19 protein-coding genes and 1 pseudogene are annotated in these 18,580 nt (G+C 65.1%); 14 read left to right on the top strand and 6 right to left on the bottom strand.

The annotated features are described in order from the left end of the window. On the bottom strand, window positions 1-221 hold a 221-nt coding region (locus tag QH196_RS27225), incomplete at its 3' end, for a hypothetical protein (RefSeq protein ID WP_280418693.1). 16 nt (window positions 222-237) lie between these two features. Between QH196_RS27225 and QH196_RS27220 the strand changes: the two are divergent. Continuing rightward, window positions 238-876 (top strand): annotated as a pseudogene (locus tag QH196_RS27220) (recombinase family protein). A gap of 159 nt (window positions 877-1,035) precedes the next feature. Beyond that, window positions 1,036-1,242 carry an AsnC family protein gene (locus QH196_RS27215; protein WP_280418692.1) on the top strand — a complete coding sequence of 69 codons (207 nt, stop codon included), beginning with the start codon at window positions 1,036-1,038 and terminating at the stop codon, window positions 1,240-1,242. A gap of 241 nt (window positions 1,243-1,483) precedes the next feature. Here the strand turns inward: QH196_RS27215 and QH196_RS27210 are convergent, their stop codons facing one another. Continuing rightward, a complete protein-coding gene (locus QH196_RS27210; protein WP_280418691.1) occupies window positions 1,484-1,978 on the bottom strand; it encodes a hypothetical protein in 495 nt (164 codons plus the stop codon). Window positions 1,979-2,476: 498 nt separating this feature from the next. Then, window positions 2,477-3,022 carry an FAD-binding protein gene (locus QH196_RS27205; RefSeq protein ID WP_280418690.1) on the bottom strand — a complete coding sequence of 182 codons (546 nt, stop codon included), beginning with the start codon at window positions 3,020-3,022 and terminating at the stop codon, window positions 2,477-2,479. 405 nt (window positions 3,023-3,427) lie between these two features. Between QH196_RS27205 and QH196_RS27200 the strand changes: the two genes are divergently transcribed. From QH196_RS27200 to QH196_RS27190, 3 genes are all read left to right on the top strand, one after another. After that, on the top strand, window positions 3,428-3,919 hold the full coding sequence (locus tag QH196_RS27200; protein ID WP_280418689.1) for a GNAT family N-acetyltransferase: 492 nt from the start codon (window positions 3,428-3,430) through the stop codon (window positions 3,917-3,919). A 162-nt stretch (window positions 3,920-4,081) separates the two neighbouring features. Further along, entirely contained in the window at window positions 4,082-4,939 is an 858-nt protein-coding gene (locus tag QH196_RS27195; RefSeq protein ID WP_280418688.1) for an SDR family NAD(P)-dependent oxidoreductase, read from the top strand. Window positions 4,940-4,998: 59 nt separating this feature from the next. Next, window positions 4,999-5,523: a nuclear transport factor 2 family protein gene (locus tag QH196_RS27190; protein ID WP_280418687.1), complete on the top strand. Its 525-nt coding sequence runs from the start codon at window positions 4,999-5,001 to the stop codon at window positions 5,521-5,523. Here the strand turns inward: QH196_RS27190 and QH196_RS27185 are convergent. Next, complete coding sequence (locus QH196_RS27185; RefSeq protein WP_280418686.1) at window positions 5,412-6,896, bottom strand: MFS transporter; 1,485 nt, start codon at window positions 6,894-6,896, stop codon at window positions 5,412-5,414. The genes QH196_RS27190 and QH196_RS27185 overlap by 112 nt on opposite strands. Window positions 6,897-7,329: 433 nt before the next feature. Between QH196_RS27185 and QH196_RS27180 the strand changes: the two genes are divergently transcribed. After that, window positions 7,330-7,935, top strand: a complete 606-nt coding sequence (locus QH196_RS27180) for a LysE family translocator (protein ID WP_348538108.1) — start codon at window positions 7,330-7,332, stop codon at window positions 7,933-7,935. A 191-nt stretch (window positions 7,936-8,126) separates the two neighbouring features. Continuing rightward, window positions 8,127-8,675, top strand: coding sequence for a helix-turn-helix domain-containing protein (locus QH196_RS27175; protein WP_280418694.1), 549 nt, complete (start codon window positions 8,127-8,129; stop codon window positions 8,673-8,675). A gap of 209 nt (window positions 8,676-8,884) precedes the next feature. Here QH196_RS27175 and QH196_RS27170 read toward each other — a convergent pair whose 3' ends face one another. Then, window positions 8,885-10,078, bottom strand: coding sequence for an MFS transporter (locus QH196_RS27170; RefSeq protein WP_280418684.1), 1,194 nt, complete (start codon window positions 10,076-10,078; stop codon window positions 8,885-8,887). 330 nt (window positions 10,079-10,408) lie between these two features. On the opposite strand from QH196_RS27170, the gene QH196_RS27165 reads away from it, so the two are divergent. The 3 genes from QH196_RS27165 to QH196_RS27155 all read left to right on the top strand — a co-directional run bounded on the left by QH196_RS27165 (window position 10,409) and on the right by QH196_RS27155 (window position 12,416). Next, window positions 10,409-10,774, top strand: a complete 366-nt coding sequence (locus QH196_RS27165; RefSeq protein ID WP_280418683.1) for a hypothetical protein — start codon at window positions 10,409-10,411, stop codon at window positions 10,772-10,774. A gap of 270 nt (window positions 10,775-11,044) precedes the next feature. Then, complete coding sequence (locus QH196_RS27160) at window positions 11,045-11,863, top strand: DUF3626 domain-containing protein (RefSeq protein ID WP_280418682.1); 819 nt, start codon at window positions 11,045-11,047, stop codon at window positions 11,861-11,863. A gap of 58 nt (window positions 11,864-11,921) precedes the next feature. Further along, window positions 11,922-12,416 carry an AAA family ATPase gene (locus tag QH196_RS27155; protein WP_280418681.1) on the top strand — a complete coding sequence of 165 codons (495 nt, stop codon included), beginning with the start codon at window positions 11,922-11,924 and terminating at the stop codon, window positions 12,414-12,416. 122 nt (window positions 12,417-12,538) lie between these two features. Here the strand turns inward: QH196_RS27155 and QH196_RS27150 are convergent, their stop codons facing one another. Further along, entirely contained in the window at window positions 12,539-13,150 is a 612-nt protein-coding gene (locus tag QH196_RS27150; protein ID WP_280418680.1) for a TetR/AcrR family transcriptional regulator, read from the bottom strand. A 54-nt stretch (window positions 13,151-13,204) separates the two neighbouring features. Here QH196_RS27150 and QH196_RS27145 point away from each other — a divergent pair, with 54 nt between their 5' ends. The 4 genes from QH196_RS27145 (at window position 13,205) to lon (ending at window position 18,566) form a co-directional block, all read left to right on the top strand. Next, on the top strand, window positions 13,205-13,672 hold the full coding sequence (locus QH196_RS27145; protein WP_280418679.1) for a nuclear transport factor 2 family protein: 468 nt from the start codon (window positions 13,205-13,207) through the stop codon (window positions 13,670-13,672). Further along, entirely contained in the window at window positions 13,669-14,043 is a 375-nt protein-coding gene (locus QH196_RS27140) for a hypothetical protein (RefSeq protein WP_280418678.1), read from the top strand. Before QH196_RS27145 ends, QH196_RS27140 begins: the two co-directional genes overlap by 4 nt. A 7-nt stretch (window positions 14,044-14,050) precedes the next feature. After that, entirely contained in the window at window positions 14,051-15,562 is a 1,512-nt protein-coding gene (locus tag QH196_RS27135; protein ID WP_280418677.1) for an amidase, read from the top strand. Between the two features lie 505 nt (window positions 15,563-16,067). Continuing rightward, window positions 16,068-18,566 carry an endopeptidase La gene (lon, locus tag QH196_RS27130; RefSeq protein WP_280418676.1) on the top strand — a complete coding sequence of 833 codons (2,499 nt, stop codon included), beginning with the start codon at window positions 16,068-16,070 and terminating at the stop codon, window positions 18,564-18,566. Window positions 18,567-18,580: the final 14 nt, after the last annotated feature.

Below are 18,580 nucleotides of genomic sequence, written 5' to 3'. Positions count from 1 at the left end.
TCAACCATCGGCCCCGCAGAATTCACGGATACCGCAGCCCGGCCGAGGTCTACGCTGAACACCTGAACAGTGGTGATGCAGTGCCCCTTTGGGACCGCCATCGTTTCTTGAACAGTCGGGCCTAAACGGGCTCTGGCGGGCAAAAGCCCCGGGTGGTCCAGAATCGCCGACTGTTCAAAAACGTGTCGCAAAGTCTGCCTGAACAACATCGGATCACCCATTTATGTACGATTCGGGGTGACGGATACCGATGTGCTCGAACCGCTTTCCCTCGACGGCGATGCCCTGGATCCGATCGGCGGGGGAGGAGCGCTGATCGGATACGCCCGCGTCTCCACCCGCGACCAGAACATGGACCGGCAGACCCGCGCGCTGAAGGCGGCCGGGTGCAAGAAGACCTTCGCCGACAAGAAATCCGGGCGGGACGCCGAACGGGAGTAGCTTTCGGCGTGCCTGGACTACATGCGCGCCGCCGACACCCTCGTCGTCGCCTACCTCGACCGGCTCGGCCGCTCCCCGCAGGACCTCATCGCGATCGTGGCCGATCTCCGTCGCCGCGGGATCGGGTTCCGGTCCCTGCACGAAGCACTCGACACCACCACCCCCGGCGGTCGACTGGTGTTCCACGTCTTCGCCGCGCTGGCCGAGTTCATCCGCGAGCTCATCGTGGACAGCACCCACCAAGGCCTCGCCGCAGCCCGGGCCCGCGGGCAGCGCCTCGGCCGGCCACCGGCCCTGAGCGAGGAACAGATCCGGCAGGCCCGCACGATGCTGACCCGGCCGGATGAGTCGGTGTCCTCGATCGCGCGGCTGCTGGGGGTCTCGCGGACCACGCTGTACAAGTACGTACCAGAGTTGACGAGCAAGCCGACATGATCGGGCGTGGGCGGGCCGATTCGGGCCGGTGGCAGAGGTAAAGCGATGACCGTAGAACCGATTATCGTCCCCCGCGCCGAGTAGGACCTCGACACCCGCCGCTTCTACCGGCCCGGTGACACGCCGTTCCTCGATCCCGCCGCCGAGGACCTGATCCTGGTGGACTGGCAGATCCACACCGGCCCCGCCGACGAGCTGCACACGGTGGAACTGGCCTCCGACGATGTCGACGACGCCCAGCACAAGCTGAACGTGGCCGTGCGCGCCGCCCGCGACGCCGGCGCCTCCTTGGCCGACATCGGCCGCGCAGTCGGCATCTCGCGGCAATCCGCGCACGAACGATGGGCGAAGATGCTGGCCGAGTAAGCGACACCGCAAGCCGGCTCGTCGGTTCCCAGCGGGGCGCCGCTATCGTCCGGCCGGGGCGGAGGCCGTCGTGGAGGCCACCGCGACCACCGCGGTGTGCACGGTGATCTCCGGCATCGGCGCCCCGCCGCCGAGCATTGGCGCGCCGTCGCTACCCGCTACGACAAGCCGACGGTGGCCTATCGTGCTGGATTCGTCCTGGCTCTGGTCGTCGAACGGATCAAATCATTGGGGCACGACCCTATGCGTCCTCGTCTTCGTCTTCGTCGTCTTCGGCCGATGCCAGTTCGTCCACCATCTCCATTGCCGCACTATCCCAATCCTCGTAGCGGTCGAGGAATTCGGAACCGGAGCGGTCACGGACGGCCTCGGCGATCACGTCCCAAGGCACAAACCCTGGTAGAGGTCGCGAAATTGCGTAGTGCAGGTCTTTCCAGGCATTGACCTCGGGTCGGTCGTCACCCTCCCACGGGGACGAATGTCCCCACTCCCACGCAGTCGACCATCCCCACCCACCCAAGCCACACATCACCTCGCCGAAGTAGGCGGCCACCCCATCTACGAACGGCCGCGCTTCCGGAGCGGCCAGCTGAGCTGGATCGATGAATCGACGCAGAACCTCAGCCTCCAGTCTGCCCAGCGATGACGGTGCGAAATTCAGCTCCAGTTCGGGTAGTTCAGCCGCAAGCGATTTCGCGAGATGACGTGCAATCTCAGGCCAGTCCTTCGAACCCATGTCGTTAGCCTAGGGCTTCCTGGCCATCACGCCGCCCTGACGCGTGTTCGGCCGCGTCCCCCTGCTCACCGGGCAGGGCACCACCCTGCCGCCATATCCGGAGCATGGAGAAATACCAGCAACTCGGACGAAACGACTGGCGCATCAACTCGCTCCGGGCAGGGTTGCGATGTCTCGACGCCATTCATGCATCCAAATCAGCCGAGTAGCCGTACACAACGAGGACGGGACCTACATGCTTGCTATCCAGCTCAGGCCCGCCCCTCGCCTGCACGTCAGCCCGACGCCCAGTTGCGCGCGTGTCGACACCGGACAGTGTCCTTCCTCCACGTCACCACCGACTACAACACGTTGACGCCGGCTAAGGCGGTGCGTCGGCGGCATCGGAGTTGCCTCCCGAGGGCGCCCCGCGAGTGCCTGGTTTCGGAGTTCGTGAAGGCGCGCGGGACCGAATGATGATGACGTGGCTGGCTGACAGCGGGTGATCAGTCCGCACACTCAGGGCGGCCCACCACACGCCGTGCCGGGCTGTCCTGTCTTATCCGAGCCGAGAGTCCGTTGTCGGTTGTGCACCGCCATGAGCATTTTGCCGCCGAAACCGTCGGAGGTGACCCGGTGCCCGCGCGGCGCCGGCTCGGCGATCTCGGAGAACGGGTAGGCGTTCTCGCCCATCCGCATCAGCCCGTCATCGGTGGGCGGTACCCAGGTCGGTGAATCCCACAGTGACGGCTTGAACAGCACGCCGTGGCCGACCAGCCACTGGTAGTGGGCGAGGCTCTCGCGGCTGTAGAGGCCCACCTTCTGCTGATCGGCGTCGGGCCCGAGCGCGGCGAGCAGGAACTTCTCCATCGCCTCGGCGGTGTCGTCGAATCCGCACGCCTGCTGGATCGGCGTGCCGCCGCCGAGGTACATCTCACCGCCCGACAGTGCCGAGGAGCCGCCGCCACCGCTCTGCCGCTCGAGCAGGATCACGTGGACTCCGGCCCCGTGGGCCTCCAGTGCGGCCGAGGCGCCCGCGCAGCCGTAAACCGACCACCAGGACAACGGTTTCGTGGTCGTAGTGTGCGATATCGGCGGCGTCGATGGGGGTGACGGGTACGCGGGTGCTCATCCTGTTCGCCTGTGCTCGGCAACAGGTCATCAGCGTGGTGACGGTCACGGTATGGTCAGCGAAACCGTGAGCGAGGATGCCCGCCCATTCAGTGGGAGATATGCGCGCCGACCGCGTCACGTACCGGGGCAGGCAGGTTCCGCCACAACGGAGCCCGGGGCGCCGGCGGCACGGGTCGGCAGAGTCGCACTCGGACAGAATCTCTCGGCCGACCGTGATCTTCCCGTAGGCGTACATGTGCGTGACGTCGGTCGGCCGGGGTGCAGACGAGACGCGGTGACCGCCCGGCCTCGGAAACCACTTGTCAGGGCAGCTCGCAGCGGCGAAGGTGCTTCGTCATGACCAACCCTGCTGCTGAGCCCGCCGCCCGTATGCCGGAACAGGCACTGCTGAACATCCGCCCCTACCGACGCGAGGATGAGGAAGCGGTGGTCGGTCTCTGGAGTCGGGCCGCCCGAATCGCGCACCCCTTCATCGCCAGCGAAGGTAGCGGGGATCGGGAGCGCAAGCTTCGGGAGGTCTACCTCGTCGAGGCCGATAACTGGGTCGCCGAGACCCCGGCCGGCGGTGTGGTGGGGTTGATGGGACTGCTCGGTACCGAGATCGGCGGCCTGTTCGTCGACCCCACCGCCCAGAAATCGGGCATCGGACGGCAGCTGATCGCGCACGCTCTGCGCCTCCACGGCAGAGTGACTCTCGACGTCTTCGAACTCAACACCGCAGCTCGAGCCTTCTACGCCCACCTGGGTTTCCGCGAGATCGGCCGGCACCCGGAAGCCGATACCGGCTTCACCGCTATCATCCTCGAACTCATCGCTCCACTTCGCTGAGGGGATCGCCGACACGGGCGTGCAGACACAGAGCTTTCCGGTGGGCCGGGCCATTACCTTTCCCGGCTACCGGGAAGACCTCTGTGGCACGTCCGGCCGGTCCGGTTCAGTAGTGGAACGCGTCGCACGGTGTGGCCTGTCGGGCAGTGTAGGGAGTCGAGGGTGGGTTCGGAACGAATCGTGGTGGTGACCGGTGCCAGTCGCGGTGCGGGCAAAGGCATCGCGCTCGCGCTGGGGGAAACCGGGGCAAAGGTCTACGTCACCGGGCGAACACGGAACGAAGGTGATTCCCCGCTGCCGGGCACAGTGTTCGCGACCGCCGAGGAGATCACCCGCCGCGGCGGCCATGGCGTGCCCGTAGTGCTCGACCATCGCGACGATGCCCAGGTCGAGTCCTTCTTCGCAGGTCTTCGCGACGAGCACGGACGGCTCGACATCCTGGTCAACAACGCTCTCGCGGTACCCGACGGCCTGACCGAGACAGGGCCGTTCTGGGAAAAGCCGTTGACCTTGCTCGACCTGCTGGATGTGGGTATGCGCTCGAGCTACGTCGCCACCTACTACGCTGCACCGCTGTTGGCCGCCAATGGCGCGGGGTTGGTTGTGAACACGTCGTCGTTCGGCGGCACCTGCTATATGCACGGGCCCGCCTACGGTGCGGGCAAGGCGGCGGTGGACAAAATGGCGCACGATATGGCCGTCGATTTCCGTCCGTGGAACGTGGCCGTCGTCTCGATCTGGATGGGTCTGCTCGCGACCGAGCGCACGCTCGCCGGGTTCGCCGCGAATCCGGGCGCCTACGACGGTCTTGCCGCGACAGCCGAATCGCCGGAATTCACCGGTCGTGTCATCGATGCCCTCGCGCGTGATCCGGAGTTGATGAACCGTACCGGCCAGGTGCTCATCGGCGCCGAGATCGCGCAGGAACTCGGCGTCGTGGACACCCGGGGGCAGCATCCGCCTTCGCACCGGCCGTTCCTGGGGAACCCTCCGGTGTTCTCCGATGCGGTCATCGACTGACCTCGCAACCACAACAATTCGCTCGTCACCTCCATAGCCGGGCAGACAAGGAACAACCGATGGATCTCGCACAACGCATCGACACCCTCGAACAGATCGAAGCGATCAAGCAACTCAAGCACCGGTACTGGCGGGCCTGTGACAACAAGGATCCCAAGACGATGCGGGACTGCTTCATCCGGTCCGGCGCCGACCTCGACTACGGCCGTATCGGCAAATTCGACGACGCCGGCCCCTTGATCGAGATCTTCACCCGTATCGCGTTGCACGAGGTCGACGGCAAACACGTCGTCCTCGACATGCATCACGGCATCCACCCCGACATCACCGTCACCGGTGAACGCACCGCGACAGGCCGGTGGACCCTGCGATTTCGCCAGGTCAATCTGGTCGACAACACCGAGTTCGTCTCGACGGGCGACTACGACGACGACTACATGATCGAGGACGGCCTCTGGAAGATGTCGCGAAGTCATTTCACGGAGCGCTGGTCGATCACCCGCCCTCTCCTGACGGACTCGGTCATCGCCGAGGGCATCTTCGCGGAAGACGGCCAGGTCGAACAATCTCGACTCTTGCCCTGATGCCCGTGTGCTGACCGAGCACGGGCTCGAGATCGCCGTGAAACGGGCCCCATGGAAAGTGCACGTCGATGGGTTCGGCGGCTGAGGTGGAGCTTGATCCCGAGGATCAGGGCGGTCAGTCCGCCGGTGAGCAATGCGAAGTCCGGTTTGCGATCCATAGCGATCGACTGGAGTGCACCGAGGATCGCTACTCCCATGACGAGGCCGAGTTGCTGGCATGCTTCGATCGCTGCCGAGCCGGCGCCGCTGGTAGCGGATGATACGCGGGAGAGTGCGGCATTGTTTGCCGCGGGGAGGGCGATGCCCATGCCTACCCCGAAGAGAGCAAGGGGTATGACGAGAACGAGGTAGGCAACGGTAGGCGGGGTCAGCGCGATGGCCACGAGGCCGGCCGCACCGCTGAGCAACCCCAGCCGTACCACCGCCGGTGCACCGATTCTGGCCTGGATTCTGCTGAGGAACGTCGAAGCCGAAGCCATGGCCACCGCTGCCGGGGCAAGAGCGAGACCGGCAGCAACCGGTGAGAGGTTGCGGGCTTGTTGGAACTGGATCGCCAGCAGGAACAGTGCGGACGAGAACGAGAATCCGACACACAGGACTGTCACCAGGCTCGCACGGAACACACCGTCCTGAAGCAGGTATCGAGGTATGACCGGCCGTTGAGCCTTCCGGTTACGAAACACGAAGAGCACCGCGCTGACAATTCCAACACTCGCCGCAACGATCACCGAGATTGAACGCCCCCCTTGGTCAGGCGCCTCGACTATCGCGAATGCGGCCGACACCGAGGCGCATAGTGCGAGGGCGATTCCGGCCGGGTCAGCCATCTGCTGCTGTTTTCGAGAATGATCGGCCACCATCCAACCGACGGCGACCGCGGCTGCGAGGATCCCGGCGGGGACATTGATCCCGAAGACCGAACGCCATCCGAGCCAGCCGAGAAGCGTGCCACCCAGCACCGGCCCGAGGGCCAGAGCGACAGCGTTGATGGCGCTCCACGCGCCTATGGCCTTGGCACGCTGTCGGGCGTCGGGAAAGAGGTCAACGATCATCGTCAGACTGCAAGGCACGAGAACAGCGGCGCCGATACCTTGCCAAGCACGTCCGATGATCAGCAGCGCGAGATCACCGGAGACAGTGCACAGGAGGGCACCGAGCGTGAAGATCGCCAGGCTCAGCAGGAAAGCGCGCCGACAACCGAGCCGATCGACAATCGCACCTCCTGCGAGGAGCGCACCGGCGAACGCAAGGGTGTACGAATTGGCGATCCACTGCATCCCCGAGTAGGCAACAGTAAGTTCCTCACGAATCGTGGGTAGCGCGACGTTGACGACGGACAGGTCGAGCATGGCGAAGAAGACCGTGAGGAACATCGCTGCCGTGACACTTACTCTCGAACCTTGCCTTCGGGATTGCACTGATCGCCTCTCCATCATTCGTCGGCCGACCCCTCATATGCGCCGCTCGGCCGCACTTGAATCACAGCCGGGAGCGTGCGTAAGGACCTTCCGGCCCCGCGCCTGTCCTCCGCTGGGGGCGCCCGGGGTTGCCGGCAGGGAGCCGAACCGACAACCCGCTGTTGATGAACGCACCATCGTCAATTATTGTCAATTCTGCGAATAATCGCAGTAGTATGATCAGGCGTCAACTTGCACTGCGCATGACCGCGGAGTGCGCAAGATTGTCGGGCTGCGCGGTAGTCGTAAGCATGGGACGACTATCCGGTCTGCACTGCGGGAACGAGGCGCAGGGCTGAGAGAGTGGTGTGACCAGGTGGATTCGCAGGCGATCATCGGATTCGCGGCGATGTCGTTCGCGCTCATCGTCATCCCGGGGCCGAGTGTGTTGTTCGTCATCGGCCGATCACTGTCGCTCGGGCGGCGAGGTGGGCTCCTGAGCGTCCTGGGCAACGAGCTCGGAGGGCTCCCGCTGGTCGTTCTGGTCGCAGCGGGCGTCGGCAATCTCGTGGCGTACTCGGCGCCCGCATTCCTGGCGATCAAGCTACTGGGAGCCTTATACCTCATCTACCTGGGCGTACAGGCGATCGTTCACAGGAGGGCAGGGGCCGGCCTCGCCGGCTCTGCGGTCGGGGGAGATCTGCCTGGGTGGCGGACCGTTCTGCAAGGCGCTCTTGTCGGGGTGACAAACCCGAAGACGGTCGTCTTCTTCGTCGCAGTGCTGCCGCAGTTCGTGAACAGAGACGGCGGGGATGTTCCGCTGCAGATGATCACGCTGGGGCTGATTTTCACGGCGATCGCCTTCTGCTGCGATGCTGTGTGGGCGCTCATCGCATCGAGTGCTCGACACTGGTTCGCAACATCGCCTCGACGCCTGTCCGCTATGCGAAGCGCGGGCGGAGGCATGCTGATCGGTATGGGCGCCGCGGCGGCGTTGATGCCCACGAAAGGCTGAACAGGGACGCCTGTCACGGGCAAACCGCTGACCTAGGAAATCGGTAAGCCCACGCCACTAGAATCTAGCCTGCGAATAATTTCGTACCTGCAAACAGAGGTGTTCTGATGTCCCCTCGGGCTGCAAGCAATGAACCGGCGTCGCGTACGCGCGTCCGTCGGTTGTCGGTGCAAGCATCCACATTGGAACTGGTGCTGCATCCAGTCCGCCTCCGGATCCTGCAAGCCGTGACAGGGCGCACTGTGACCACTGCGGACATTGCAGAGCTTCTCACCGACGTAGCAGCCGCCACTGTGTATCGACACGTCAATGCGCTCCTGGAAGCCGGAGTACTGACGGTCGTCTCGGAGCGGCGCGTACGGGGCACGGTGGAACGTACCCTTGCCCTGGTCGACGACGCCACCCGAGCGGGACCGGATGAGGCCTGCAAAATGTCCGATGATCAGCACCGCCAGGCATTCGCTGTATTCCTCGCACACCAGGCTGCCGAGTTCGACCGGTTCATCGCCCACCGCGACGATGAGACGATGCCATTGTTCGGCTACGGGCAGACGATCCTCCACATCACCGAAGACGACTTGCGCCGTATCCAGGAACAGCTCAGAACCACGCTGGAACCATATATGCAACCCCGCGGAGACGGCGAGCACCGAGTCGGCCTGGCGACGCTCCTCATCCCCGAAAACGAAACCGGTGCACATCCGCAAGCCACTGACGACGACGCCGAGGCCGACTCGTGATGGCCGAAGATCTCTCGATCCACATGTGAACGATCTGGTTTCGTATGGAGCACCTCGCCGGATCATCCGGTGACACGACGAGGTTTTGGATCGACCGGCGCAGCCGGTAACCGAATCCGGTCCCGGCCTCTGGGGCCTGCTAGGTGGCCGCCGGAGCCGCGGACGAGCAGTGACCGGTTGCCAAGGGCATGTCCGTGGCACTCCGTCGGTCAGAGGCGGATCTCTCGTAGTTTTCGATCGCTCGCGACCGTCAGGGTCGCGAGGACGGCGAGCAGACCAACGGCTGCGATCGGGGTGCCTGTGCCTGCGGATGAGGCGAGCGCCCCGAACAAAGGGCCGACCACGAGCTGGGGAAGCTGCTGGACGATGATCAAAAGGCTCTGGAAGCGGGACAGCATCGCGGCCGGCGCGAGAAGCATGTAGGTCGGGAAGGCATGCCCGGTGAAGACGACCACTCCTGCTCCGGTGAGCGCAGCGGAGGACATCGCGACGGGCCACAGCGACGTGAACGCGAGAATTTCGAGACCCGCGGCAATGATGATCGGACCGAAAATCATCGGCTTCCACACCTGTGAAGCAATATCCCGCCATGAGATCCACGCACTGCATATGAGACCGCCGGCGACCCACCCTGCTTCGATCAGACCGGCTTCGCCGGCATTCCACCCGCGTTCCCGTGCAGCGAGCGGAATCCCCAGGATGACTGCGGGAAGGACGGCACCCGCAATGATGCCGACCGATGCGAGCAGCGCAGACACGCCGGCGACGGAGCGGGCGACGCGCAGCGCCTGGACAGCGCCCTCTTTGCGTGGCGCATCGTCTATCGAGCGACGTCGGCGAGGCGGCCGGATCAGGACGAGCACCAGCAGCATGACAGCCGAGGTTGTCGCATCGAGCCATGCGACACCGCCAAGCGTGAGGACGCCGATGAGCGCACCGCCGAGCGGAGGCCCAACGCTGCGGGCGAGCTGGCCGGCCATGCCGACCCGTGCCATCACGACACCCAATGCGCTGTCCCCGACAAACAGTCGAGGGAACACACCCGAGGGTGGGCGAAAGAACGCGGACGCAGTTCCGATGAGCGCTGCCGCCGCGAGCAACAGTAGTGGAGACGGCCCGGCGCGATCGATGCTGATCGCCATACAGGCCGATATCATGATGATGCCTGAGAGGCTGACGAGCATCATGACCCGCACGCCGAAGCGATCGGCCAGCATCCCACCGAGGAGACCGAACGCCACCGACGGAGCGACGGTCAAGGTGAGTACCAGCGATGCCGTATCCGGCCCGTAGCCTGCGGCGGTCCACGTCATCGCGAAGGCGAGCACGGCGGTGCCGAGCTCGGACCCGAACGTCGCGACGATCCACGCCCACAGAGAGCGCGGAACGTGCTGCGAGGTCATATGGCGGACACGATCGCGGTGCGTACGACGCGCGATCGTCGACCAGTGCGATTTTCCGGATATCGCCACGGTGCGGTCCTCGTCGCCTCATCTGCCTGCGCATTACTCTCCACGCTGCACCGGCGGCCATCGAGTGTCACGACGGGCGACGCACCGAGGGCAGTGCCGGCGACGCCGGTACAAACCACAGTCCATCTCACGCGCATCCAGCCCCACCGAGATCGCACAACGCAGCACATCCTCCCTGAGCCCGCGCTCCTCGATTGTTTTGCGCATTGCAATTATTATCAGTCTAGAGAATAATGGCCGTCGTATCGCTCAGGAGGCACCATGGCGGCAATCGAACCCGGAGATCTGGCGATCACCGTGCACTTACCAGGCTGGGAGGCGATGGCAACGCGACACAGCGCGTTGACAATTCCACACGCAGCTATCACGCACGTTTCGGTCAGTGACGGGTGGCCAACCGGTTCATTCGGCCTGCGGCACGGCGGCGTGGTCGTTTCCGGGGTCATCAAGGTCGGCGTATGGCTCGACCACGACGGCGCGCGGCGGCTGGTGTCGATTCGACGCGGGATGCCGACACTGCAGGTGTGGTGTGATGCCGGACAGGTCGAGGGTTTCGCCCTGGTCATGGTTGGAACCCACGATGCACACACCGTGGCCGAACGTCTGCGGAAACGGATCCGTGGATGATCGGACTTCTGTGCTTGGCCGGCGTCGGTGTCGTCGCCGGCACTGCTCTTGCCGCACAGCTGTGGTGGACGCCGCCTTTTGTCGACCACATTCATTTCCTCGGCGAACCCGTGCTTTCATGGAGCACCGCATCGGGACTCGGAAGCGTGCAATTCGCACTCGGACTCGCCCTGTGGGTGGTTTCGTCGTACGCCGCCTCCGGATTCGCCCGCATGACCCTACTGCACTTCACCCATACGAGGCGACTGGCACACGGGGGATGGTCAGGTCATGATCGAGGATCGCCCGCAGTCGCATACAGCCCGGCACTGCGCTCCGCGTCCGGCTGCGCGGCTGCCCGGTGTGACGATCCAATTCCACCCTGACTGGCCGTTTCGCAACGGTACGGTGCTGGAAGCGATCGCTGCAGACGGACGGTATCGCTCACAGTTCGAGACCGGCACCAGCAACGGCGGCCTGACCGCTCATCACGGAGGTGACCGATGGCAGTGGGAGAGCCGACTCTTCAACCGGAAGTACGATGTGCTGCCACCCGAGTCACGCCCCGTCTACGGTGCCTGGAACCGGCATGCGGACGCCTACGGCGGATCGCCACGGTTCGGGTCGGCGTACTTCCGGCTTCGCCCCCTCGTGCATGCACGCGCCACGTTCTGCTTCCCTGACAGCACTTACCATCCGACCGAGGTCGTGGGATCTTCTGAGCTCGGGCGCCTGGCCCGTCAGGCCGATAACGCCGGACACGACTACCTCGACGACTACATCGAGGCGCACATACACAGCGGCGTCGTACTCACCGATGACGTCGAGGCGCTCGTTCTCGACCCCTGCCACCAGCACGGTCCGATCGCCGACGCAGCCGCTCAGCTGGATATCCCGGTCGAGTTCCATCCGGGCTACCGCATCGATCCACGCCGACTCGATGCTCGGTACCGCGGTCAGGCCGCACTCATGCTGGCGCTATCCCTCGGCCACGAACTCACGCCGGATAAACTCTCCGCCGCCGCACGCAGCGGCGAACACGATCCGCAGATCATCAAACGCACATGGCATCTCCTCGCTCGTTTCGGACGCAACCGCTCGAGCGGATGACATCAGTCGCCGCATATCGATCCCACCGACCCGAAGACTCGATTGGAGGGAGAGTGAAATGTCCCGCGTCGTCCTCATGTGCGGACCCGCCGGTTCGGGAAAAACGACGTGTGCACGTGCCCTCGAAAGCGAAGGCTTCGTCCGCCTTTCAATCGACACGGAGGCATGGGCGCGCGGGCTCCGTGAACAACCACTGCCCGATGAGGTAGCCGTCGAGATAGAGACGCACCTTCGGAATCGTCTGATTGCCCGGATCCGCGAGGCCGCCGATGTTGTAGTGGACTACTCTTTCTGGTCACGACGCAAGCGCTCTGAATACCGCGATCTCATCGAACACCTCGGTTCCACAGTGGTGACGCTGTATGTCGACACGCCGCGGGATGTGGCCCTCGCCCGAGTTGCCGATCGCAGCGGTTCCCACGTCGACGAGGTCGTCTTGACGCCGTCCCAGGCGGAATCCTATTACGACCATTTCGAAGTACCGACACAAGACGAAGGCCCGCTCATCGTCGTATCCGGAATCACGGCATCCGAAATTTCACAGAGGCCATGAGTAAGTCGCACTGGTCGCCGAGGTGGTCTTGCCGGCCATGAGCACGCAGTGCGATCGTGTTCGATGACGGAACCGAACGCCAGGCCCGTAACTATGTCCCGGCGATAGATTTCCGCCTCCTGTCAGGACGCGCCGGCCGAGACGCGCAAACCGGAGAGCAACTTCGTCAAAATGGCGAGAGTTTCCGCACGGGTGCGGGCCGGATCATCGGCTGCGGCGATCTGCAGGACGCCCTCCCCTATCACCGCGCAGCAGAGCGAGGCAAGCAGTTCCACCGGATATTCCGGCAGTTCGCGACGCTTCATGAGGTCGGCCAGTATCTGTTCCAGCACCCTGCCCGCATACTGCTGATCCAGTTCCCGCCAGCGCGACAGGCCCAGCGCAGCAGGCCCCTCTTCGAGGATTACCCGGCGATATCGCGTCTCGGAGCACACCTGGAGATACCGGGCAACGGAGTGCAGACCGGACTGCCAGCCGTCATCGAGCGGCTCGTAATCATCGAGAAGGTCGCGCAACGTAGTGACAGCGACCCGCTCGAACACCGCTTCGAACAGTGATCGCTTGTCTTTGAAGTGTCGATACACCGCGCCTTTGGTGAACCGAGCCGCAGCACCCACCGCATCGAGAGTGGTGCGTTGGTACCCCTCGGCGATGAACAGTCGTTCCGCGGCCTCTATCAGGGACTCCTTGGTCTGCTCGACGTATTGCAGGCGTTGGGGCTTGACATCCGACACGATTCGCATAGTACAGTGCGGTACTGGCAGTATCATAGATACCGGAGGTTCCGAATGCCTGATTGGGCAGAGATCCATGAGCAGGTGGTGGAGGCGTTCGCGACCGGGTGGCGAGAGCCGGATCCGCACGCCTGGGATCAGCTCCTGGCCGACGATGTCGCACTGCGGCAGCCCTTGCTGCAGAACGGGCGCGGTCGCGCTCTGTGGCAGCAAGAGGTCGGCCGGCTGCTCGAGTTCCTACCCGATGCCCGCGGAGAAGTTCTTCGATGGGCCGGTGGCGGCGATGCAGTCTTCATCGAACTTCGCGTCGACGCGACTCTTGCCGGGCGTCCCTTGAGTTTCACTGCCGTCGACCGTCTGCGCATCGACTCTGCGGGTGTCGTACAGCAGCGTGATTCGTTCTTCGATCCGGGGCCCGTTGCTGCAGTAGTGGTGCGGCGCCCGTCGGCATGGTGGTCGTGGTGGCGTTCGGGACTCGGTCCGATGCTGGCTCGTCGTCGTTTTCTCAAGGAGTTCTCATGAAATATCGTGCCTCGACTGTACGAGCGCTGGGCATCATCCGATTGCTGGTCGGGGTAACGACATTTGTCGCCCCGCAATTAGCGCCGCGCTCGATGGGGATCACCCAACCGGGTCGAGACGGCGGCACTGTCGCGCGAATGTTCGCCATCCGCGACGCCGGCCTGGCCCTTGCCACGCTGAGTACAGAGCCGGCCGTCAGAGATACCGGGCTCAGGCTCGGTGTACTCGCCGACGCCGCGGACACCATCTCGGTTGTTCTCGGTTCGCGTTCCGGTGTGACCCGCGGTGGTGTTGCGCTCATCGGTGGGGCCGCAGCGTTGTTCACTCTCGCCGGCGTCACGGTGTGGCCCCGGTCGAAATCACGCCGGTAGGCACGAAATGCGTGACGAGGAGTACGACGCGCTCGATGCTGTCGCGATGGCCGCGGCGGTCGCACGAGGCGAAACCAGACCCGCCGAATTGCTCGACATCGCCTTGCGGCGCACCGCACAGTGGAATCCGACGATCAATGCCGTGGTCCAGATGATGACGGCCCAGGCAATACGACGGGCCGCATCGCCCCTGTCCGGCCCGCTCGCCGGGGTCCCTTTCCTCCTCAAGGACCTGTATCAGGATTACGAGGGGGTGTCGACGTCGGCGGGGAACCGGGATCTCGCACGAATACCCGCCCCGGTGCACGCCACCGTCGTGCACCGTTGGCTCGATGCGGGCCTTGTGGTCTTCGGTAAGACGAATACATCGGAGTTCGGGGCCAAGGCCGTAACGGAGACAGATCTGTTCGGACCGGCACGCAATCCATGGAACCCCGACCGAACACCAGGTGGCTCCTCGGGCGGCGCGGCCGCCGCGGTCGCCGCCGGGATCGTGCCGGTGGCTGCCGCGACCGATGGCGGCGGCTCGATACGCATCCCCGCTGCCTGCTGCGGTCTGTTCGGGTTGAAGCCCGGCCGGGGGCTCGTTCCGGCCGGGCCCGACCGTGCCGAACTTCTACACGGATCGGCCACACACGGTGTCATCTCTCGATCCGTCCGCGATACCGCAGCCATGCTCGATGCTGTCAGCGGGCCCGATTCGGTACCGCCATACCCGACGACCATCCACCCGGACAGGCTCCTCGACCAAGTCGGTCGCGATCCCGGACAGCTGCGGATCGGATGGCATCTCGACTCCATCCTGGGATCGCCACCTTCCTCCGACGCTGTAGCGGCAGTCCACGATGCGGCGACCCTGCTCGAGGAGTTGGGCCACGACGTCGAACCCGCCGATATCACGCTCTACGACGCCGACAGCGCTGCCGATTTCCTCATACCTTTCCTGGTCGACCTCGCTGCCGAGGTCGCATCGGCTCGCACCAGATCCGCCCTCGGCGCAGTCGAACTCGAGACCCGCGCCGCGGCGGCAATCGGCGCTTCGGTTCCCGCGCCCCGGTATGCCCAGATCATGGACCGCCGACACCACTACCGCCGCCGGCTCGCCACTGCACACAGGCGTTATGACCTGCTGCTCACCCCTACCGTGGCCCGAGCGCCGATTCCCATCGGAAGCTCTGCCGGGAGTGCGCTCGAGCGGGCCGGAATCCGAACCCTCTCGGCGCTCGGAGGTGCGGGCCTGTTACACCGGCTCGGCGGGTTCGAACGCGTTGCTCGCCGCCAGCTCGCCTGGTCGCCCTACACTCAACTCGCCAACATGACAGGAGCCCCCGCGGCATCGGTACCTCTCTACTGGACCGACACCGGTTTACCCCTCGGTGTCCAATTCATCGCGCCACCGGCAGGCGAAGCCATTTTGCTCAGTCTGGCCGCCCAGCTCGAAAATGCGCGACCATGGTTCAACCGACGCCCCCCGAGCACCGCGCCAACGAGTCGGGAAACGACCGAAACTATTCACTGATCTCGAGGTTTTTCGTGCAGGTTGCCGGGCTCCTGTAGTACTGGCTGCCACCGAGCGGTGTTCTGGATCACCGGCCGCGCCCGCGTATCCTGCTCCAGGACGGCGCCGACGGCGCTCAGGACCAAGCCTTTCTCGGGCACGCGTCCCTCGACACTTCGGCCCGCCAGGCGATGAGTGAAACGCTCACGGAAGTTGTCCGTCGCCCGGTCTGACCAGCACGTACTGCTGAGTACTCGAGGAACCACCGGAAACGTTGCGACACACATTGTTTGATCGAGTACCGTGATTTCGGCGCTTACTTCCCGTGAACAGCAGAGCAAGTCGACAAGCTCGTCGGCTTGTTACCCCTATCCAGATGGTTCGGGATCATCGCGGGGCGGCGTGTGGTTCCGGCCGCGAAGAATCTACATCTTCTTCGCCCTGGGCGAACACGGGTGCCGGGTTGGAACAACGACGAACCTCGAGAAGTTGAGTCGGGATAGCTCAACTATTGGAGGTTGTGTTCGTGACTACACCACTGAATCTTCCGGTGCTGTTCCTGACCGATCCCATCGTGCTGCCGGGCATGGTCGTCCCGATCGAACTGGACGAATCCGCGCAGGCCGCGATCGATGCCGCGCAGGCCGCGAAGACCGGAACCGTACTGCTCGCCCCCCGCCTGACCGAGGGGTACGCCGCCTACGGTGTGCTCGCCACCATCGAGCAGATCGGCCGGATGCGCGGCGGTACCCCCGCGGCCGTGCTCAAGGCGGAACGGCGCGCGAAGATCGGCCACGGGGTCACCGGGCCCGGGGCCGCGCTGTGGGTGGAGGCCGAACCGGTCGAATCCCCCGACGCCGACGGCCGCACCCGGGAACTGGCCGACGAATACAAGAAGCTGGTGGTCTCGGTACTGCAACGCCGCGAAGCGTGGCAGGTGATCGACGCCGTCAACCAGCTCACCGACCCCTCGGCCATCGCCGATACCGCCGGTTACGCGGCCTATCTCACCGCCGAGCAGAAACGGGAACTGCTCGAAACCCCGGACGTCGCGGCGCGGCTGAACCGGCTGATCGAATGGACTCGGGCGCATATCGCCGAGGCCGAGGTCACCGAGAAGATCGGTGACGAGGTCCGCGAGAACATGGAGAAGAGCCAGCGCGAATTCCTGCTGCGCCAGCAGCTCAACGCCATTCGCAAGGAACTGGGGGAGGACGAGCCGGACGGTGCCGACGACTACCGCACCCGGGTCGAGCAGGCCGATCTGCCGGAATCGGTCCGGGAGGCGGCCCTGCGCGAGGTGACCCGGCTGGAGCGGTCCAGCGATCAGAGCCCGGAAACCGGCTGGATCCGCACCTGGCTCGATACCGTGCTGGAACTGCCGTGGCAGGTGAAAACCACCGACTCCACCGACGTGGCCGCCGCTCGGGCGGTGCTCGACGCCGACCACCACGGCCTGGACGAGGTGAAGGACCGGATGGTCGAGTACCTGGCGGTCCGGGCGCGGCGTGCCCGGCGCGGGCTCGAGGTCGTCGGCGGTCGCGGGTCGGGCGCGGTGCTGGTGCTGGCCGGACCGCCCGGAGTGGGGAAGACTTCGCTCGGCGAATCGGTCGCCCGGGCGCTGGGCCGCAAGTTCGTGCGGGTCGCGCTCGGCGGTGTCCGGGACGAGGCCGAAATCCGAGGTCACCGGCGCACCTATGTGGGTGCGATGCCCGGCCGGATCGTGCGGGCGATCAAGGAAGCCGGTTCGATGAACCCGGTCGTCCTGCTCGACGAGGTGGACAAACTGGGTGCCGATTTCCGCGGTGACCCCGCGTCGGCGCTACTCGAGGTACTCGACCCGGCCCAGAACCACACCTTCCGCGACCACTACCTGGATATGGACCTCGACCTCTCCGATGTCCTGTTCCTGGCGACCGCCAACGTGATGGAAACCATCCCCGGCCCGCTGCTGGACCGGATGGAAGTGATCACCGTGGACGGCTACACCGAGGACGACAAGGTGGCCATCGCCCGCGATTTCCTGCTGCCCCGCCAGCTGGAACGCAATGCGCTGACCGCCGAAGAAGTCCAGGTCACCGATGCCGCACTGCGTGAGATCGCGGCCGATTACACCCGGGAAGCCGGGGTCCGGCAGATGGAACGGCTCATCGCCAAGATCCTGCGCAAGGCCGCTACCCGGCTGTTCGAAACCGGGGTCTCGGGTTCGTCCCCGAGCGGTCTCGGGGACGACGCTACGAGCGGCGTCGAGGCCGACACCGAGCGTGGTGCGGATACCGCGCGCGGTCTGGGGTACGACCCCGAACTGGGTTACGGCACGGTCAGAAAGGCCGCGGACGGTGTCACCGGGCTGGGCGAAAGCCTGCGTATCGATATCGCCGACCTGAAGGACTACCTGGGCCGTCCCCGGTTCACTCCGGACTCGGCGGAACGCACGGCCGTCCCGGGTGTCGCAACCGGGCTCGCGGTCACCGGTCTCGGTGGTGACGTCCTCTACATCGAGGCGAACACCGCGGAAGGGGAACGCAACCTCACCCTCACCGGGCAGCTGGGCGACGTGATGAAGGAATCGGCGCAGATCGCGCTGACCTACGTGCGCTCGCATCTCGGTGAGATCGGTATCGAGCCCGATGTTTTCGAGCGCAGCCTGCACCTGCACGTCCCCGCGGGCGCCGTGCCCAAGGACGGTCCGTCGGCCGGGGTCACCATGGTGACCGCGCTGGTGTCGCTGGCGCTCGGGCGTCCGGTGCGTTCGGATGTGGGGATGACCGGTGAGGTCACGCTGAACGGCCGGGTGCTGCCGATCGGCGGGGTGAAGCAGAAACTGCTCGCCGCCCAGCGCGCAGGTCTGAAGACGGTGTTCATCCCGGCGCGTAACGAGGCGGATCTGGACGATGTTCCCGCCGATGTGCTGGCCGAACTGGATGTCCGGCCGGTGGCCGACGTGGCCGAGATCCTGGCTCACGCGATAGAGCCGTTCCGGGAACCGGCCTTCGACGACCGATCCCTGGCGGCCACCGCCTGACACCCTCCCGCGGG

Origin of the sequence: Nocardia carnea (genome assembly GCF_029868325.1) — a bacterium.
Lineage (GTDB): Bacteria > Actinomycetota > Actinomycetes > Mycobacteriales > Mycobacteriaceae > Nocardia > Nocardia carnea_C.
This window is presented reverse-complemented; position numbering and strand designations above follow the sequence as displayed.